General features: G+C 63.3%; 11 protein-coding genes. 3 read left to right on the forward strand and 8 right to left on the reverse strand.

What is annotated here, in order from left to right; translation table 11 throughout:
• Window positions 1-14: 14 nt before the first annotated feature.
• The 8 genes from WDM24_RS08965 to WDM24_RS09000 all read right to left on the reverse strand — a co-directional run bounded on the left by WDM24_RS08965 (window position 15) and on the right by WDM24_RS09000 (window position 10,402).
• Complete coding sequence (locus WDM24_RS08965) at window positions 15-1,349, reverse strand: hypothetical protein (protein WP_176422232.1); 1,335 nt, start codon at window positions 1,347-1,349, stop codon at window positions 15-17.
• The gene (locus WDM24_RS08970) at window positions 1,340-2,608 is read right to left on the reverse strand and encodes a glycosyltransferase family 4 protein (protein WP_338830915.1); all 1,269 of its coding nucleotides are present in this window, start codon (window positions 2,606-2,608) and stop codon (window positions 1,340-1,342) included. The genes WDM24_RS08965 and WDM24_RS08970 overlap by 10 nt, the downstream gene beginning before the upstream one ends.
• Window positions 2,609-2,633: 25 nt before the next feature.
• A complete protein-coding gene (locus WDM24_RS08975) occupies window positions 2,634-3,392 on the reverse strand; it encodes a hypothetical protein (protein ID WP_338830916.1) in 759 nt (252 codons plus the stop codon).
• Entirely contained in the window at window positions 3,379-5,343 is a 1,965-nt protein-coding gene (locus WDM24_RS08980) for a hypothetical protein (RefSeq protein ID WP_338830917.1), read from the reverse strand. Before WDM24_RS08980 ends, WDM24_RS08975 begins: the two co-directional genes overlap by 14 nt.
• On the reverse strand, window positions 5,340-6,494 hold the full coding sequence (locus WDM24_RS08985; RefSeq protein ID WP_338830918.1) for a glycosyltransferase family 4 protein: 1,155 nt from the start codon (window positions 6,492-6,494) through the stop codon (window positions 5,340-5,342). The genes WDM24_RS08980 and WDM24_RS08985 overlap by 4 nt, the downstream gene beginning before the upstream one ends.
• A 39-nt stretch (window positions 6,495-6,533) precedes the next feature.
• Entirely contained in the window at window positions 6,534-7,325 is a 792-nt protein-coding gene (locus WDM24_RS08990) for a glycosyltransferase family 2 protein (protein ID WP_338696891.1), read from the reverse strand.
• Window positions 7,322-8,578, reverse strand: coding sequence for an FAD-dependent oxidoreductase (locus tag WDM24_RS08995; RefSeq protein ID WP_338830919.1), 1,257 nt, complete (start codon window positions 8,576-8,578; stop codon window positions 7,322-7,324). Before WDM24_RS08995 ends, WDM24_RS08990 begins: the two co-directional genes overlap by 4 nt.
• 273 nt (window positions 8,579-8,851) lie before the next feature.
• Window positions 8,852-10,402, reverse strand: coding sequence for a glucosamine inositolphosphorylceramide transferase family protein (locus WDM24_RS09000; RefSeq protein WP_166303249.1), 1,551 nt, complete (start codon window positions 10,400-10,402; stop codon window positions 8,852-8,854).
• Window positions 10,403-10,616: 214 nt separating this feature from the next.
• Here WDM24_RS09000 and WDM24_RS09005 point away from each other — a divergent pair, with 214 nt between their 5' ends.
• From WDM24_RS09005 to WDM24_RS09015, 3 genes are all read left to right on the forward strand, one after another.
• Window positions 10,617-11,750, forward strand: coding sequence for a GNAT family N-acetyltransferase (locus WDM24_RS09005; protein ID WP_166303252.1), 1,134 nt, complete (start codon window positions 10,617-10,619; stop codon window positions 11,748-11,750).
• Between the two features lie 338 nt (window positions 11,751-12,088).
• Window positions 12,089-13,357 carry a beta-mannosidase gene (locus WDM24_RS09010; protein WP_338830920.1) on the forward strand — a complete coding sequence of 423 codons (1,269 nt, stop codon included), beginning with the start codon at window positions 12,089-12,091 and terminating at the stop codon, window positions 13,355-13,357.
• Window positions 13,354-14,358, forward strand: a complete 1,005-nt coding sequence (locus WDM24_RS09015; protein WP_338830921.1) for a glycosyltransferase family 2 protein — start codon at window positions 13,354-13,356, stop codon at window positions 14,356-14,358. The genes WDM24_RS09010 and WDM24_RS09015 overlap by 4 nt, the downstream gene beginning before the upstream one ends.
• The last annotated feature ends 9 nt before the right edge of the window (window positions 14,359-14,367 follow it).

Consider the following 14,367-nt stretch of genomic DNA (forward strand, 5'->3'; position numbering starts at 1 on the left):
TCAGGAGCGTTTTCTCAGGTCTGGACCGGTGATGAGGTCGGGCTTTGGAGTACGGGATCGGTGTCGGAAGCTAACTTCGTAGCCGATGCCAACCAGAGAGCCGCGCATGCTCCCTCGATGCTGACGGCGAGCGTCCAGCACAGTACCAGACCCTGAAGTCCGTCGAGCTTCGCTCCCAGGACCGCACCGCACAGCTCCAGCAGCCCGCCGAGCGCAAACCAGGGCGCTGCCTTGAGCATCCTGTCTGCCACCCGCACGAGCGTGCAGGCATGGAATTTCAATGTTGATCCGAGCAGGCTGAAGCCGAGCAAGCTCAGGCTCGAACCGGCGATCTTGGGATAGGCCGGATTGAAGATTGCCAGGATCTGCTGTGAGTAGGTGAAGATGAAGACGGCGCACGCCAGCGAGAACAGCAGTGATACCGTCAGCGACACCAGGATGTTGTGTCGGGATTGTTTCGGGTTTGCTCGGACAACCGGGAACAGGACCATCGCCATGGCTGACGGAATCAGGGAGGCGACGGAGACCATCATCCATACCGCCACAAACGTGGCGTTGAGGGCCGGCGTCAGGAGCACCAGAACGAGATAGGGCATGACGAAGACCGGTGCCATTGATGCGACATCGAGTGCATAATGGTCGAGGACCCGGCGGCGATGGACGTGCAGCAGTCGGAAATCCGGGGGCCCAACGAGGCGACGCGCGCCTCCCCTCGTCAAAAGATCGACGCCGATCCAGGACACGAGCATTCCCGCCACCCAGGTCAAAAGGAGCGCGGTAGGAGAGGTAAACCCGAGGGCGGCCGCCGCAGCAACCAGCAGCAACTTGAATATAGAGAACAGGACCAGTCGGATCATTTTGCTGCTGCTACGCAGAATGCCGACAAATGCCTGATCGCCTACTACTGTCAGATTGTTCAGGCCGCAGCCGATGACGAAGACGAGGGCCAGGAACCAACCGTCGATCGGCCCGGTCGAACTGTTGAAGAGCGTCTCCCCGACGACAAACAACAGGGCCAATCCGACCGTCAGTGCCACGCCGGCGGAGGCTGCGGCCGCGACGAGCCCGGGTTCCTTGCCGGGATGCCGAACCAGCTCGCCGGTGAGCAAGGTCGTGAGCCCGCCCTCGCCGAGCAGGGTGACGAGGCTCATCATGGCCAGAAGGCCGGAAGCAACGCCGATCACATCAGGCGGAAACAGCCGGGCTGCGAGCCACCAATAGGCAAAGCCAAGACCAGCCGTTACCACCGTTCCGGTCGCCAGCGCGCCGGAATTCATGACGAGGGTGGCGCTCTTTTGCAGTGCCTGGCGCAGCCGCATGATGGCCGTTCGGGCGAAGTCTATCGGCACGATGGTTCTCCCGTGTCCCGGTATGCGGCCATCGCGACCTCGGCGGGAGCCGCGAGCTGGACATCCCGGTAGACCTGTTCGATCCGGGCCACGACCGCTTTGGCCTTGAGGCGCCCCACGCGGGCCAGGCCTGTCGCCTCGAGACGGCCCAGCAAGGCGCGGTCGTCCAGCAGCGCCTGCATGGCGTCGGCGAGCGCCGGCGTGTCGCCGGGCGGTACGAGAAATCCTGTCTCGCCGTGATCGACCAGATCCGGCATGCCGCCGATATCGGTTGCGACGATGGCCTTGCCGCACGCCATCGCTTCCATGATGACCGTTGCACACGCCTCCGGGCCGGTCGACGGCAACACTCCGAACAGGGATCGCCGCCAAGCGTGCATGATGGCGGAATGCGGCCATGCGCTGAAGGTGTGCACGTTTGGCGGGAACTCGGTCGGCGTATCGGCGAGCCGGCGTCCGATCAGGACAAGCGGCGGCGCCCGTTCCAGCCTGGCATAGGCCTTCAGAAGGACGTCGATGCCCTTGAGACGCATCATGTCGCCGACGAAAAGAATGAAGCCGTCGTCAGGTAGTTCGTGCAGGCAAGGGTCCTCCGGGCCAGGCACCTCGACATCGTCGGGCACGAAGTTGGGGATCACCTCGTAGGGCGCGCTGCCGTGGGTGAGCCCGGTGTGACGGGCCACTGCGTGGCTCACCGCGATGAACCGGTCCACGATGCGTCGGGCAGCGAAGCTCGAGGCCCAGTTGCCGAAGGTGGTCGCGGTCGCCTTCGCTGCGCCATAATGCCGGGCCGCGCACGGCAGGCACTTCGTCAGCGCCGGACCGCTGCACAATTGAGTCCCGAGATGCATCAGGTTCTTCTTGGCGCAGACAAGCCCGTAATCGTGCTGGGTAACCACGAAGCGGGCCCCACTCAGGGCTCTGAGCGGCAGCAGGGATGCGTAGATCCAGTTGTGGGCGTGGACGACATCAGGTCTTTCCCGGTCAATCAGCCGCTTCAAGCCGAGCGCAAGTTCGGGATCGGGGAAGGGCGGGGCGTGCTGACGCTCTGGATCGGCATGGAGTCCCGACAGGCGCTGCAGCGTGCCGCGCAACCGGTGGACGCGGACCGCTCCGTCCAGCTCGGTCTCCGGTGATCCGGGATGCATCAATGTCCCAACGCTCACGTCGTGGCCCCGCTGCGCCAGCGCCGCGCCGAGATTGCGGACATGGCGTTCCTCGCCCCCGATCACCGGGGGATAGAATTGCGACAGCAGCAAGATGCGCATGACCGAGCCCTCCGCCTCAGGTACCCGGCACCAAGGCCGAGACCCTGCGATAAAGCCGGTTGTCGTCCGGCCGGTAGAGCCGGGCCTCGGCGTTCTGCTGGGCGGCCAGGACGGGCACGAAGAACTTCCGCACCCAGGTGTCGCCCGGCGCGATCGTCAGCGAGCGGAAGACGGCGAACGGTTGGCCGTTGAGGGTGATTTCCAGGTCGTATCGCCGAGCCTCGGTCTCTGCACTGCGAACGCCGACGACGAGTTGGCCCGGAATTCCTTTGGCCGGTGGCAACATCCATAGCTCGGTGTATTTGAACTGCCGGTCGCTGGCCTCATCGCGGACGGCGAGAGCGTAGGCTCCCGTTGCCAAAAGCATCGCCAATGCGACCGCAGCTCCCTGCCTGGAGCGGATTCGCACTGAACCAGGCCAGGCGCTCGGAATCGAGACATCGCTGCCGCTGGCAGGCAGTAGCATCGCCCCCGTTGTCACCGCCAGGTACCAGAACGCCCAGCCAAGCGGAGTGAGCGAGCCGATCGCGTTCAGCACAAAGCCTCCGGCGATGGTGACGGCGAGACTCGCACCGATCGAACAGACAAGATGTTCGGACAGCGACGAGTTCCTTACGCCGATAACGCGCAGCACGACATGACCGGAGATGAGGAGAACCATCGGCACGCCCAGGATGAAGCGCAGGAACGTGCTGTCACTGGCCGCGACCAGGGCCACCGTGGCTCCTGCCCACAAGCAGGCACCGAAAAGGTCGCGCTTGTCAGGGCTCGGCATGCAGTCCTCTTATGTCGTAGATGATGATCGAGCCGTTGTCGTAGGTGCGTGTGACACCTTTGACGTCATTGAACTTCAGCAACTCGGCAGCCGAGAGCCGCTTTCCTTGCTGCGTTTCCCACGGTTCGAAGTAGAAGCCTAGGACCGGCGACCCGGTGGTCAGGCGGAGATCCACCAGCAGGAAATCAAGCTCGCTCCTGGCGAGAGCGTAGAAATCGTCTGAACTGAGTTTTTCGTTCCTGAACGCGCGGGCAGCATAGACGGCATCATTGAGCTTGGTTCTCACGTCCTGCCGGCCGTAGCCGGCAAGCAGCAGACGATTGACCCGATCGCCGATGAAGCGGTTGCCGGGTCCAAGCCACTCCTTGGTCCAGAGCGCCGTTTCGATTCCGAGGTGCTCGATGGATTGCGCGTCCGAAGCCACCCTGTAGCGGCCACGGATCGGATCGACCGATGCCGCAGTGACCCCGCTCATGACGATCACCGCCAGCGCAGTGGATGGCACGATCCGGCGCCAACCGCGGGCGGCGCGACCCTGCCAGAAATGGACGATACCCACCCCGACGACCAGTCCGACGCCGATAAAGACAAACGTTCCCATCCGGTTGCCGATTTGCCATCCGTTCACGGTCAAGCGGAACGCAACCGAGATAGGAAAGCCGCAGGCCAGCACGGTGAGCAGTACGACGCGGCTGTCGGTCCAGCGTCGTTTCAGAATGCCGTAGATTGCAAGCCAGCCTGAGCGCAGATTGCCCGGCGCTGTCATGGCCAACGATCGAAAGAAGCCCGTCGCCAACCCGAGGGCCACGAACAGGATACCGAACAAGGTGGTCAGGCGCATGAAGAGGGGCTGGGACGGCGCGGCCACCTGCTCTGACTGTGGGGTGCTGGTGCCCAGGACCTTTGCCAGCAGTGCCTTGAAGCCGGATTCGACCACGGGGCCGACGTAACCAGTGAAGGGATTGCCGTGCGCCATCACCCATACGAGCGGTATAACGATGGCAAGCACCGCGGTGACGCCCATGGCGATCCTTGCCTCGAACCGGAGTGAGACGTCCCGCCGCAATGCCTCCAGGGCCGCCACCATTCCAAGGTAGACAGCGACAAAGGCCGCCGTGACATGATGGGTGACCGCCAGGCTCGCCAACAGAAGAGCAATCAGACCGAGCGCGCTTAATTTTGGTCGCCCGGCAAGATCCTTCGATCCAGCCTCGACCGCGAGGATCAACATGCACAGCACGAAGCCGAGGCTCTCGTAGGAGAACATCGACTCGAACACCACGAAAGTCGAGCAGCCCATGTATGTCAGGCAGCCGATGGCCGCGATGCGCGGAGACCCGGTAATCCTCTCGTAGAACAGAAACATGGCTGCGACGAGGGTGCCTTTCAGGACCGCCAACAGCAGGGTCGCAGTCGCAAATAAAGGCAGGCCGGTGAGATTCATGATCGCCGTCGTCACGATCTCGAGGGCGGGATACGCCGACGCGATCGGTAACAATGGATTGGGCAGGAAGAGCCGGCGGGCGGTCACAAGGTCATCAGCTGCGGCCCAATGCAGGAATTCGTCGTGGTACCCGAGACCCGTGGGCGAATAGACGCTCTTGTGGAAGAACAGGGCTCCGGCAAGGAGAACCAGGAGGAAGAGACGCTCGCTGCGGGCCACACCCGGCCAAGCGATGCGAAAGCTGGTCGGAGCGATCACCAGGATGGTGCCCGACCAGAACAGCAGCGATGCCATTTCAGCGCCGCGACGACCGGCTCCCTGTCCGGCCACAACCAGCAGCAGGCCCGTGGCGACGATGAGGCACAGCGTCGCAATCCAGTTCGCGTTCGCAGGCTCCGACGTCGTATCGTCGCCGCGCAGGTCGGGGCCGATAATGGCAAGGATGGAATGCACCCAAGCCCGCGCCGGTGCGATCGCGATTTCGGCGTTGAAATGGGCTCGTATCATCCGCCCCGAACCCTCGTGGCGGATCGCAAGTCCAGTGCGCCGTCGTGCGGAAGACTGACAGTCGACCGGTTGCCCGCCACATCACGATAGACGTCACTCAGCGCTTGCGCGCAGGCATCCCAATCCGGCAAGGCCAGGTCGGGGATCTCTCGCTGCGCCGCGAGTTCCTCGGCCATGGCGGCTGCGGTCTCGCCCGGGTTCGCATTGAGCGGAAGCGCGCGGCACAGGCCGTTGGTCGCAAGCTCGCTCAGCCCTGACGTGTCGCTGACGAGGACAGGCCGGCGCAGCGACAACGCTTCCATCACGGCAACGGGGTGAGCTTCGTATTCACTGAGCAGCACGAACAGACCGGCGCTCGCCAGCAGGTCGGTCATTCTCTGCCGCTCGGATCCCGGGATGGCCGTGATGGTGACGCGATCTTCAAGACCAAGCGTACTGACGAGACGGCGCAGCGCGCCCTCGTGAGGCCCAGTCCCGACGATGTGCAGGCGCGCGTTCGGCACCTTGCGGATCAACTCCGGCATGGCCGCAATCACCCGGTGATGGCCCTTGTAGTGCTCAAGCCTGCCGCTCGAGACGATCAGGCTGGGATCGACATTGACGCCGGGGCTGGCGGCCGGCATCGCGGCGCCATTCGGGATGACCACAAACCGCTCCCGCGGGATGCCCATTTTGGTGCTGAAGAAACTGGCCTCGAATTCAGAGACCCCGATCAGCCGCGCGGCTTTCGCCACCAGCGGACGGAGCACCGCGCGCTGGGTGCCGCGCACGGCATTGCGCAGCCGCGAGGAATGCCCGCCGCTATGGAAGGTCAGGACGAACGGGACTTGAGTGCGGACGGCAGCAAGCAATCCGATCGGCACCACAAAAGTGCTGTAGCCTTGGAAATGGATCAGGTCCCATGTGCCGCGCCGGATCGCGCTATAGACCTCTGGTGCGATATAGAGATCCAATTCCTTCGGCCAGGCCGGCACGCGCCGCACGCTCATGCCACGGACGTTCTCCTCAACCGGCAACTTTCCCGACGGATCGGTTGTAAGCACGTCGACCGAATAGCCGCGCGCCACCAGGCGAGGACCCACCTCCTGGATGTGGGTTTCGATACCGCCGACGAAGGGGTGGCAGCGAGCGGCAACCATCAGGATACGCATTCGGCTCACCCACCTGGACTTGCGATCCGCCCGTGCCGCCTATGGATAGCCATAGGCAACAAGAGAGGCGGGAGACCGCACCCGCTCGCGCAGGATCGTCTTGAGGACGCGCCAGCCGTCCGGAATGGCGCGCAGATTGCTCAGGCCGCTGATGCGTGGAGCCTCGAAGCTCGGGACTTCAACGATGTTCAGCTGGTTCTTCAAGGCCCGTACGTTGATGAGGGTCTCGATCTCGAACCCGTCGCAGTCGCAATTGAGTGTGGGGACGTGCTTGGTCCAGAATGCCATGTATCCGTAGCAGAGGTCGGAGAACGAGCCGCCATAGAGCAGCCGCACCATCAGGGTGAGCCCCCAATTGCCGAGCATCCGGAACAACGACATGTCGTCGGTCCCTGCGCCCTGGAGAAAGCGCGAGCCCTTGACCATATCCGCGCCCGCAATCAGCGCGCCGACAAAGACGATGGCTTCCTCCGGCACCATCGAGCCGTCGGCATCGATCATGACGATGATATCGCCGGTGGCGGCGCGGAAACCGGCCTGCAGGGCGGCGCCCTTGCCGCGCCGTGGCTCCATCACAACCTTCACGTCCTCGCGCAGGCTGCGCGCCACCGCAACCGTGTCGTCGGTCGAACGTCCGTCGACGATGATCACTTCGTGTGCCCATGCCGGGATACGCGGCAGCAGCCAAGGCAGGTTCTTGGCCTCATTGAGTGTCGGGACCACGAAGCTCACCCGCGGCATCGCCAGCGAGTGTGCCAGCGCGAGATTGACCGGGTCAGGCACCCATACGGTACTGACGTAGGAGAGATTGTTGGGGACAGGAGCGTTCATGGCAGCACCGTACGATCAAATGGCCGGACCTGCACCGCAGGCCGCGACCGGACAAGGATACTTGATAGGTGTTGGGCAAGAGTCCGCGCAGGATGATAGGTCCCGTATACGAAGCGACACACCGGGCCGAAGCTGTTTGCTGCGGCGGGACCGATAAAATGCAAGCCTGGCACCGACGTCTCGTAATGCGACGAAAGCTGCGGCGCACCCTCTTCAAGACGGATGTTGCGAAGCAGCGCCTGGTTCACAAAGCCGAGCCGGCTGACATCGATCTTGTACCCGGTCGCGAAGATCACATGATCGGCCTGCAGCGATTGCTTGGCATGGCCAGCGTCGACCAGATTGAGCACGGCCTTGCCGTTGCGGGTCTCGGTGCTCTGGAGGGAAGTGGCGAGTAGCGTCGGCACCTTTCCGACAACGCGGTCCCTCACGAAGGCGCCGCCCAGCGGGCCAAGCGCCTCGTGGTTGGCGATCTTGATACGCCGCTCTTTCGACAGCAGCCGGATGAGCTGAGGATACTTTGCGTAGGCCCCCAGTGTCCAACCCGGGCCGATGCCGCTCAACGGCGCCATCGCACGCTCGATGGAAGAGCGGTTATGGGGACGGTTGGCGAAACGCAGTTGCCGTGCGCGCGCGACGAGCGCAACTGAAATCCCTCGTTCATGGAGCAGCGCGGCGAGGTCTGTCGCGGACGATCCGGATCCGACCACGACGACTTCCTTGCCGTCCAATGCTTCGAGCGAACCGTACTTGCCGCTGTGCGAGCACAACTCGGCAGGCAAATGCGCGGCGTCCTGCGGCAGGTGCTCGAAGGGCTGCAGGCCGACTGCCACCACGATGCGCCGCGCGTTGATCGTCTCGCCGTCGTCAAAACTGGCGCGAAGGCCGCCATCGGCGGTCTCCAACGCGGTGAGGACCTTGCTTTCCACGGCGGGCACGTACCGCATCCGGAACGCCTCGCCGTACTCGATGAATCGGTCGAGCGTCAGCGGCGTCAGCACGTCATGATACGGCATGGCGCGTTCGGTGCAGAACGATTTCACCGTGAATTCCGATCCGGGATCGGAGAGACTTGTTGCCCAAGGATATGATTTCAGCAGCATGCCGCGTGGCATGTTGTGCTTCCAGGGCCCCATGGGTTCACCGAAAATCCGGTGCTCCACACCGCGTGCGCGCAGATGCGCAGCCAGCGACAAGCCGTAGGGGCCGGCGCCTATGACGGCCACATCTACGGATGTGCTTAATCGGCCCATATGTGCACCTCCCGCACTAAATAAAAACAGAAGTTGAAATGAAAAAGAGATCGGGAGATTACCAACGCTGAAGTCTCTCCTTGCGGCCCTCTTCCGGCTACCCTCGACGCCAAGGATCGCTGATGCCGCTTCACAGTGGAAGCACGATAGGTGGTTAGCTCTTTGTAGTTATCCGTTCAGATCGCTTCCGATGCCGACGAAATAGTCCTGCATCAGCAACCACTTCGCCGGTGATGATTTCTATCGTGCGGGAGAGCAACCGCCCGTCCTTCTTCAAGCGACATCAGCCGGAATTGAAGACAGGACGGATTGTCGGTTCACCGCGGCCGACACCTCAGGTGACAGCGGCTCGTAGGAGGCCGTGACCTCTCGCAATCGCCTGACGCGACCGAACATGTCGATCACCTCGAGGCCAGACCCGCGATTGTAGGTGTGGCAGCCGAAGCTTGCCGCTCGGATGACCCCAACCGGGGTTTGAGCAAATTCCGACGGTCCGAGCGCATCGATCCGGCATAGCGTTATCGCATCGCCATAACCGCGGGAGCAGTTCTGGACCGGGCGCAGGATTTGCCCGCCGTGCTCGATGAAGGCGCCGGCAGGACGGCTGAGCGAGGCGTCGATCAGGATTGGGTTTGCGGCATGAGGTACCCAGGTCCCGGTCAGGCCCTCCGCGTGGTAGACCTCGAGCACGTCCCATGCCGAGGATCTCCACCGTCTCGGGGTGACAAAGAACCACGAGCGGCCGTTGCGAAACAGCGGCGTGCAGTCGTAGGCCTCGACGCGGTCGATCGGGCACGCTTCCCGGGTCCACCGGTAGGGGAATTCGATGGCCCGATAGAGGCAGACATTGCTCGCTTCCCCGGATTCCGGGATCATCCAGATCTGTCCGTCCCGCTCGAACACGAACGGATAGGAGAGATGGTGCGGCTCCTCCAGGACGATCCGCGGCGCGCTGGTAGTGCCGTCGGGGTTCACTCTCGCGACCGCGATGCATCCCCGCTTTTTCCGGTAGGAGTACTGCTCGACAAAGATGAAATCCTGCCCGTGGTGGCTGAACGGAAACGGGTCGGCAAGATAGCTGTCGGCATCCGCAGCGAGCACCTTGAAGACGGCTTTGCCCTTGTCGAGCAGGCTTGTCCCTTCGTTGCGGCGCCAGCCGACGGCCCACATCTTTCCGCCTTTTGCAATGATATTCAGGAGACGAATGGCCTTCGATGCCACCGTGCGACTCGCCCAAATGAGGGCCGCAGCGCTGCCTGGAGGGCTGGTCATCCGTGGACGGGCGGCATCGGATGCAGCTGCCCGCTTGTCCCCGCGTACCGCCTTGAGGATCAGAAGGATAGCGCATGAGAGGGTGCCATCAAGGCTCACCGCGAACACGTCGCGGTCTGCGCTGGCGGGGCGCGCCGTCCACGGACCCCAGGGGCAAGTCGTATCGTGCAGCTCGACGAGCAGGTCCTCACCGTTCGTCAGCGCTGCCATCACTCCGATTTCGCCGGGGACGCCGTTGAAGAGTGGTGTCAGCACGCGCCGTGCGCGCGTGACGGGTGTCTCGCCGCTGAGATTGATCACGACATCCGGCGTGGTGGTCGGGGGCGGCAGCGCTCGGAGTGCGGCCGGGATGGAATCGGTGGCACAATCTCCGCGAACGCCGTAGACGAGCCGCTCCAGCTCGAGCAGCCAGCGGCAAATCTGCGGCATCGGGTGGCGATCGGAGCCGAAGGTGCACGAGACCTCGTTGCGAGGATTCTTGGCAAGCGCCTCCGCGAGCCACAGATGCCAGCGCAGCAGCCGCGACGGATCAAGATGCAGGCAAACGCGCATTCACTCCCCGAGCCCGTTCGGTTTCTTCGCCCGCCGTGACCGCGTGCCTTGCCGATGAGGAAAGGCAGCACCTTTTTCGGTCTGACGGCACACGGTCACGCCAGGGCGATCGGCTGCAAAACTATGGCCCAAACAGCGCTGGGATGCGTGATGTCAGACGGGGTAATCCCTCGGGGAGGTTGCGCTCGGCCGGCCGGGAAGGTCATTTGGACGCATGAATGTCGGCTGGCAACGGGCCAAGAATGGATTGATTGCAGCGTACCGCTGCTCGCCGAGTGCAGAACTCTGCGAACCGTGGAACGATCTCGTTGCGCGCGTCGACGGCAATGCGTTCATGCATCCTGCGGCGCTGCTTGCCACTGCCGAGACCGGCTTTGCCGAGATCCACGTCCTGATCGCGTGGGACGAGGGGGTGGAGCCTCGCTGTCCGGTTGGCTTCTGGGCCTTGTGCGAAAGGCGCAATTTGCCGACCACGCCCGCTTTTTTGGAAGCGATCCCGATTTACGCGTCCACCTCGAATGCCGTGATCGACCGTGCTCGCGCTGACGAGGTGATGGCAGCGTTTTTTGACGTGATCAGGCACGACCTCCGCCTGCCCAAGATCATCCGATTGCGGTCGTTCGAAGCTGACCCCGTTGTCTACCCGGCGATGCTCCGGCAGCTCGAGGGCGTGGGCCGGCACCGCGAGCTTGTGCGCGTCGAACGCCCGTTTGCCGATCGGTGCTCAGGGACCAAGAAATCGGGATCGACCCGCAAGAAGCTGCGTCAGGACTGGAATCGGCTCTCCGCGACAGGAAAGGCGGAGATTGTGAACGGCCGGACACCGGCCGAAACGGAAGCCGCGTTCGAGGTCTTTCTCGCGCTCGAGGCGGCGAGCTGGAAGGGTGAGGAGGGTACAGCGCTGCTGTGCGACGCCGGCGACGCACAATTTGCCCGGCAGCTGATCCGAAACCTCGCCGCGCACAACCTGGCCTCGGTCGCCCTGCTGCGCGTCGATGACGTTGCGATCGCTGGCCAAGTCCTGATCTACAGCGGCCGCCAGGCCTATACGTGGAAGACCGCATTCGATGCGTCCTTCGCGCGCTTTTCCCCAGGGGCTCTGCTGATCAGCAGGATTACGGACGAGCTGCTTGAATCCGGTCAGATCGCCGCGATCGACTCGTGTTCGTTGGCGGATGGAATCATGTCGCAGCTGTGGACCGGCCGACGCACCATGGTCGATGCCCTGATCGATGTTCATATGCGCAGCTCGCAGGCGTTCGCGATGGAAGTGGCGCAGCACGAGGGCCGTCTGCAATTTGGCGGCGAGCGTAGCCGAATGTGGCACACGATCCAGCATTCCGGGTAAGGCGCGCGCAGAGCGCGTCACAGTTTCCGAACTTGGTCACATGCTGGCCGCATCACTGTCATGTGCTTGCCTTGTGACAGGCGATCCCGCGGGCGCTGCGCCGATCCTTCAAGCACAAACTGATCTCTGTCTGAGGTCATGCCGATCCGCAAGCGGCGGCGATTTGCCGCGCCGATGAAGACGCGCAGCCTGCGCTGGATACTCCAGCCAATGCCTTCCTCGCCTGCCGGTTAATCACCTTCACTTGATCGGAAGCCGGCCCTTCGGGGGCGCGGCGCCGAAGGGAGTAACCCTTCGGGGAAGTTGCGCTCGGCCGCGTGCGATAGTCACGTGGAGGCATGATTGTTGGCTGGAAATGGGCGAGAGACAGGCTACGCAACACCGGACTGCGTGTACTGGTGTGTGCTCTGCTATCTACCCCAACAATTGCCAGCGCGGCGGAGGGGCAAGCGGCAGACGGTCCGCCGGCAACACCCTTCGTCAAGGCTCAGGGAACGCGCTTTGCGCTTGACGGCAGACCGTTCTTTGTGACCGGCGTGAACAACCACTATCTCACCTTCGGTTCGGAGAACGAAGTCACCCGCGTTCTCGACGACGCGGTGGCGATGGGCGCCAACGTGGTCCGCACCTTTCTTCAGCCGGTCATCGGATCGCTTGACGGCAGCATGGCGACAGTCTGGCAGTGGAAGCTGCAAGCCGACGCGAGCGATCTCGGCGTCAAGGGGACGTACCTGCTCTATTGGGACGATCGCGAAGGCGGGATGGCCATCAATGATGGCGCGAACGGAATGCAGAAGATTGATTTCCTGATCGCCGAAGCCAGCAAGCGACACCTGAGACTGATCATCGCCTTCCTCGACTTCTGGGACTATACGGGCGGCGCTCAGCAAATGCGGGCCTGGTATGGAAGCCAGGACAAGTCCGGGTTCTTCTTTCGCGACCGGCGCACCAGGCGCGATTACATGACCTGGGTTCGCCATGTCGTGGAGCGCGTCAACTCGTTCACCGGGATCACCTACCGCGACGATCCGATCATCATGGCCTGGGAGTTGATGAACGAAGGCAATGCGAATCCGGAGAGCCTGCGATTGGCCTGGACCAGAGAGATGTCTGCCTACGTCAAGTTCCTCGATCCCAATCATCTCGTCAGTTCAGGAAATGCCGGAAATATCAGCGCCTCCGACAAGCTGTCCGATCTGACGATTCCCACCCTCGATTACGGGACCTGGCACGGTTACCCGCTCTTTTTCAACCAGACGGTTCAGCAGTTCGGCGACACCATCACCGAGTTTTGCCAGTTGGGTGTTCGCGCCAACAAGCCCGTTTTGCTCGAGGAGTTCGGCTACGCCCGCTCCAATCCGGACGCTGCCGCTGCCTACGCCATGTGGCTCGACAAGCTTGGCCGCGACCCCGATTGCGCGGGGTGGCTGGTGTGGCGGCTGGTGTCGCGTCAGGACAGCGGGCGCTTTCCCGTCGACGAGCATGATCAGTTTGATATCCGCAATGACGGAAGCGCGATCTGGAATGCCTTCAAGGCGGCGACAGCGCGGGCGACGCGGTCCCAGGAAACGAACCGGGCCCCGGACAACGGACGGAAGCTGCCATGATCGACGCATCTGTGGTGATTTGCGCGCACACGCTCGACCGCTGGGGCGAGCTGCAACGCGCCGTCGCGTCAGTCCGCGCCCAAACCCGCGCGCCCCGGGAAATCATCGTGGTGATCGACAACAACGAAGCCCTGCGAGCGCGGGCCGCGCAGGAATTCGCCGGCGTCACCGTTCTCGCGAATGCCGGGAAACCCGGCTTGTCGGGTGGCCGCATGACAGGAACGGAGCACGCCACGGCGTCGGTTATCTGTTTCCTGGATGACGATGCCGCTGCCGACCCGTGCTGGCTTGAGGATCTGCTGGAGGCCTATCGGGATCCGGCGGTGTTGGGAGCGGGTGGACCGGTGGTGCCAATGTGGCAGGCGCCGCCGCCGTCCTGGTTTCCTGCCGAATTCGCTTGGGTCGTCGGCTGCACCTATGCCGGCATGGATGTGCAGGACGGGCGCATTCGCAACCCGATCGGCGCCAACATGTCAGTGCGCGCCGATGTGTTGCGCCGCGCCGGTGGCTTCGCCTCGGATCTCGGCCGCCGCAAGCTTGGATTTTCCGTCAGCGGTCGCGCGCGGATCGGCGGCAAGGCCGAAAGCTGCGAAGAGACCGAACTCTGCATCCGCGCCTCTCGTCTGTTTCCCGGCGGCTACTTTGCCTATCGCCAGCGAGCGCGGGTGCACCATGTCGTGCCGGCGCAGCGGGCGACGTGGGCGTATTTCGTCAATCGCTGCTTGATCGAGGGCACCGCCAAGGCGGTCTTGAGGAATCTCGCGGGCTCCGGCGACGGACTCAAGACCGAACAGCGCTATGTTCGCGAAGTATTGCCGCGCGCCGTGGCGAGCGAGCTCAAGGCCGCGATGCTTGGCAAATTCAGCTCCGCCCGGCGGGCCGGGGCGATTGTAGCCGGCTTTTGCCTGACCGCCTTTGCCTACACCGCGACGCGTCTCGGCGGAATGGCCGAAGATTTCTCGCAGAATCTGTCGTCGCGGGCCCAGATCTGGAGATCCTAGAGCGGCGTT

Source organism: Bradyrhizobium sp. 27S5 (genome assembly GCF_037217225.1).
Classification (GTDB): Bacteria; Pseudomonadota; Alphaproteobacteria; order Rhizobiales; family Xanthobacteraceae; genus Bradyrhizobium; species Bradyrhizobium septentrionale.

What these genes read in the sequence shown, in the direction of transcription:
- WDM24_RS08975 (WP_338830916.1), bottom strand. Translation starts at nt 3,392, where the DNA reads ATGCCGAGCCCTGACAAGCGCGACCTTTTCGGTGCCTGCTTGTGGGCA.
- WDM24_RS08980 (WP_338830917.1), bottom strand. Translation starts at nt 5,343, where the DNA reads ATGATACGAGCCCATTTCAACGCCGAAATCGCGATCGCACCGGCGCGG.
- WDM24_RS08985 (WP_338830918.1), bottom strand. Translation starts at nt 6,494, where the DNA reads ATGCGTATCCTGATGGTTGCCGCTCGCTGCCACCCCTTCGTCGGCGGT.
- WDM24_RS08990 (WP_338696891.1), bottom strand. Translation starts at nt 7,325, where the DNA reads ATGAACGCTCCTGTCCCCAACAATCTCTCCTACGTCAGTACCGTATGG.
- WDM24_RS08995 (WP_338830919.1), bottom strand. Translation starts at nt 8,578, where the DNA reads ATGGGCCGATTAAGCACATCCGTAGATGTGGCCGTCATAGGCGCCGGC.
- WDM24_RS09000 (WP_166303249.1), bottom strand. Translation starts at nt 10,402, where the DNA reads ATGCGCGTTTGCCTGCATCTTGATCCGTCGCGGCTGCTGCGCTGGCAT.
- WDM24_RS09005 (WP_166303252.1), top strand. Translation starts at nt 10,617, where the DNA reads ATGAATGTCGGCTGGCAACGGGCCAAGAATGGATTGATTGCAGCGTAC.
- WDM24_RS09010 (WP_338830920.1), top strand. Translation starts at nt 12,089, where the DNA reads ATGATTGTTGGCTGGAAATGGGCGAGAGACAGGCTACGCAACACCGGA.
- WDM24_RS09015 (WP_338830921.1), top strand. Translation starts at nt 13,354, where the DNA reads ATGATCGACGCATCTGTGGTGATTTGCGCGCACACGCTCGACCGCTGG.